Below are 4107 nucleotides of genomic sequence, written 5' to 3'. Positions count from 1 at the left end.
AACCGCGGGAAGCAGTCCGGGCTGGCCGACGGCATCGTCATCACCCCGTCCCACAACCCGCCCGGCGACGGCGGCTTCAAGTACAACCCGCCCCACGGTGGTCCAGCCGACAGCGATGCAACCTCGGTGATCGCCGACCGGGCGAACGAGCTGATCGCGAGCGGGCTCGCGGAGGTCCGTCGTACGCCGTTCACCCGGGCCCGGACGGCCGCGGGCGGCTACGACTTCCTCGGCACGTACGTCGACGACCTGCCCAACGTGGTCGACCTCGCCAGGGTGAAGGAGGCCGGTGTCCGGATCGGCGCCGACCCGCTGGGCGGGGCGAGCGTCGGCTACTGGGGCGAGATCGGCGACCGGCACGGCCTCGAGCTGACGGTGGTGAACCCGTTGGTCGACCCGACCTGGAGGTTCATGACCCTCGACTGGGACCAGAAGATCCGGATGGACTGCTCGTCACCCCACGCGATGGCTTCGCTGATCGGCAAGCGCGACGAGTTCGCCATCGCCACCGGCAACGACGCCGACGCCGACCGCCACGGCATCGTCACACCCGACGGCGGCCTGATGAACCCCAACCACTACCTCGCCGTGGCGATCGACTACCTGTATGCGCACCGGCCGAACTGGCCTGCGGATGCCGCCGTGGGCAAGACCCTCGTCTCCTCCATGATCATCGACCGGGTCGCCGAGTCGCTCGGGCGGAAGCTGCTCGAGGTGCCGGTCGGCTTCAAGTGGTTCGTTCCGGGTCTGCTCGACGGCTCCGTCGCATTCGGCGGTGAAGAGTCGGCGGGCGCTTCGTTCCTGCGCAAGGACGGCACCGTGTGGACGACCGACAAGGACGGAATCCTGCTGTGCCTGCTGGCCGCCGAGATCCTCGCCGTGACCGGCAAGACGCCGTCGCAGCGGTACGCCGAGTTCGAGGCCGAGTTCGGCGCATCGGCATACCAGCGGGTGGACGCTCCGGCGACGCCCGCGCAGAAGGCGCAGCTGGGCAAGCTGGCACCGGAGGCGGTCACCGCGACTGAGCTCGCGGGCGAGCCGATCACAGCGAAGCTGTCGCACGCGCCCGGCAACGGCGCGGCGATCGGCGGGCTCAAGGTCGTGACCGAGCACGCATGGTTCGCCGCGCGCCCCTCGGGCACCGAGGACGTCTACAAGCTGTACGCCGAGTCGCTGCGGGGCGAGGAGCACCTGCGCGAGGTGCAGGAGGAGGCCCGCGCGGTCGTGGCGGAAGCCCTGGCCTGACGTGCGAACAGCGCCTCATGCGAGCGGCAGCAGAGCCGTCCACGCCTGACGGCGTTCGGCCCGCGGGTCCGGCTCGACGCGGTCACGATCCGCGATGATGAGCGTCAGCCGCTCCGGCTCCTCGTACCGCGGCCACCTTTCGGGCGGTGCACCCACGGCGGCGAAGCTGAGCCACGCATCCCGCATGCGCTCTCCTGCGCTGCTGAACACCTTCCGGCCGCCGAGCGAGGTCATCGTGCGTGCGAGGGGCGCATCGGCCTGCTCGAACAGCGCGAACATCTCGAGGCCGTGGGTGGCATCCAGGCGCGCCCAGCGCAGCAGCCGCGGCGCGACGTCGAAGCGGTAGAAGTACACCGGCGCGTACCGGGCGTGCCGCTCGGCCGCAGCGACGCACGGGTACCAGAACGCGTAGTCGCCCCCGAAGTCCAGCGCGAGGGGACCACCGGGAAGCCCCGGGTACGCGCGCGAGATCATGGCGCGCGACTCGGGCGTGGCGCGGGCGAGCACGGCGTCGATCCGCGATGGCGTACGGGGAAGGATGTCGATGCGTCCGCGGAAGATCGAGCCTTCGCGGTCGTTGGTCCCGATGATGAGCGGGATGCGGTGCGCCGTGCCGCCCCGGAAGGCCGACATCGGATGCCGCGGCACGAGGCGCCCGTCGATCACGGGCGCCAGGCAGAAGAGCCCCGGATACTCGTCGGGCATGCGGGTCTGCAGCACTACGGCCGCGTTGACCAGGGTGGTCGCGTCCACGCGGGTCAGCAGGTGGACCGTCTGCGCGACGGTGAGTGGGTGCTCGAGGTTCGGCCCCGGGAGTCCGTCGGCGGTGCGTCGCCTCAGGATCTCGACGAATTCCTCCGCCCAGGCGCTCGCCACCGAGCGCGGGTACACCGCGTTGGGCGGCGCGCTCTGCGCGATCGCCCGGGCGAAGAGCCCTCGGGCGGACGGCGTCGCCATGAGGGTGGTGACCGAGTTGGCTCCGGCCGACTCGCCGAAGACCGTCACGCGCTCGGGATCACCCCCGAACGCGCGGATGTTGCGGCGCACCCAGCGAAGGGCCGCGATCTGGTCGCGCAGACCCAGGTTCGACTCGATCGGTCGCAGGCGCGTCGAGTAGCGCGAGAAGTCGAGGTAGCCCAGGGCGCTGAGCCGGTAGTTGAAGCTGACGTAGACGACCTTGCCCGTGCGCACGAAGTTGCGCCCCTGACCGCTGAAGTCGCGCGACGAGCCGGTGCTGTAGCCGCCTCCGTGGATGAACACCATGACCGGCAGCGGCCCGGGAGATGCGGCGGTCGGTGCGACGACGTTGAGCGTCAGGCAGTCCTCGCCCGACGGGATGTCGGGCCCCACACCGGTGAACTGGCCCTTGTGCGCCTGCGTGGCCGCCGGTCCGAACAGCGCGGCGTCGCGGCATCCCTGCCAGGGCAGGACTCGCCGCGGCGCACGGAAGCGCAGCCGACCCACGGGCGGGGCCGCGTAGGGGATGCCGCGCCACGCCGTCGTGGCACCCTCGCGGATGCCGCGGATGAGCCCCCCGGTCACCCACACGTCGAGCGAGCGATGCGTGTCCATCCCCAGGGTCTACGCCCGGGCTCCGACAAACCGCACGGGGGTTGCGTCCGGCCGCCGAGAGTGCATGCTCCCGCGCGCGAGAGTGCACGTAACCACTCGCGAGAGTGCACGCTACCGCTCGCGAGAATGCCCGAAACGGCTCGCGAGAGTGCACGTAACCACTCGCGGACCGGTTTCATACACTCTCGCGGGCGGGAGAAGGCACACTCGCGGCATGGACCACGCACTCTCGCGAGCGGTTAAGTGCACTCTCGCGAGCGGTTAGGTGCACTCTCGCGAGCGGTTCGTGCACTTCCGGCGAGGTGGCCGCGCTGCACCCCGCCGAAAACGCGCACACCCCGCGCCCGAGCGCTCGGAAAGCGCTTTCGCATACACTGGACGGGCAGAACGGGGGGGAAGCGTGAAGCGGACGGGCATCAAAGACGTCGCCAAGCTCGCCGGCGTGTCGATCAGCACGGTGTCCAAGGCGCTGAACAGCCCCGACGGCGTCAGTCAGCAGATCCGCACGCGAGTCGTCGCGGCCGTCGAGGAGCTCGGTTACGTTCCGCTGCACGCCGCTCAGCAGCTGCGCGCCGGCCGCAGCGGGTTGCTGGGCATGACCGTGATCAACATCACGAACCCGTTCTTCGCCGACCTGATGGCGGGCGCCGAAGCCGCGGCTGCGGCGGCCGGGCTGCGCGTGCTCGTGGGCAACAGCGACGACGACGTGGCCAAGGAGCGCGACCACCTCGAGCTGTTCGAGCGCGTGCAGGTCGAAGGCGCGCTCGTCGCGCCCTTCGGCGAGACCGCGCCCTGGCTCGCCCGTCTGCGGGCGCGGCGCATCCCGGTCGTCCTGGTCGACAGCGTCGACGACACCGGCGTCTGGCCTTCCGTGTCGTTCGACAACGTCGCCGGCGGTCGGATGGCCGCCGAGCACCTCATCGGCCTGGGTCGCACGCGCATCGCCTTCCTCGGGGCGCGCGAGGAGGTGCGTCAGGTGCGCGAGCGCCTGCAGGGCGCGCTCGAGGCCACCGACCAGGCGCGGCTTCGCCTCGACATCTCCTGGACCCCGCGCACCACGCCCGAACTCGGCCGCGTGCTCGGCGAGCAGGTCGCGGCGCTCCCACCGGACGAGCGCCCGGACGGCATCATCGCCACGAACGATCTCCTCGCGGCGGGGATCGTCCAGGGTCTGTTGAGCTCCGGGCTGCGCGTCCCCCAGGACGTCGCCGTGGTCGGCTACGACGACATAGAATTCGCCACGTTCGCGGCCGTCCCGCTCACCACGATCCGCCAGCCCGCGCGCGACAT

The 4107-nt window shown here is 71.1% G+C and carries 3 protein-coding genes; 2 read left to right on the top strand and 1 reads right to left on the bottom strand.

The features are described from left to right. Positions 1 to 1245, top strand: a 1245-nt coding sequence (locus tag VFX99_RS00385; RefSeq protein WP_329664340.1) for a phosphoglucomutase, incomplete at its 5' end; no start/stop codon positions are given. Between the two features lie 15 nt (positions 1246 to 1260). Here the strand turns inward: VFX99_RS00385 and VFX99_RS00380 are convergent. Further along, positions 1261 to 2817 (bottom strand): carboxylesterase/lipase family protein, encoded by a 1557-nt coding sequence (locus tag VFX99_RS00380; RefSeq protein ID WP_329664339.1) that lies wholly within the window; start codon positions 2815 to 2817, stop codon positions 1261 to 1263. 400 nt (positions 2818 to 3217) lie between these two features. On the opposite strand from VFX99_RS00380, the gene VFX99_RS00375 reads away from it, so the two are divergent. After that, on the top strand, positions 3218 to 4107 hold an 890-nt coding region (locus tag VFX99_RS00375; protein WP_329664338.1), incomplete at its 3' end, for a LacI family DNA-binding transcriptional regulator.

This window comes from Microbacterium sp., from assembly GCF_036277215.1.
In the GTDB taxonomy this organism is placed as follows: Bacteria; Actinomycetota; Actinomycetes; order Actinomycetales; family Microbacteriaceae; genus Microbacterium.
This window is presented reverse-complemented; position numbering and strand designations above follow the sequence as displayed.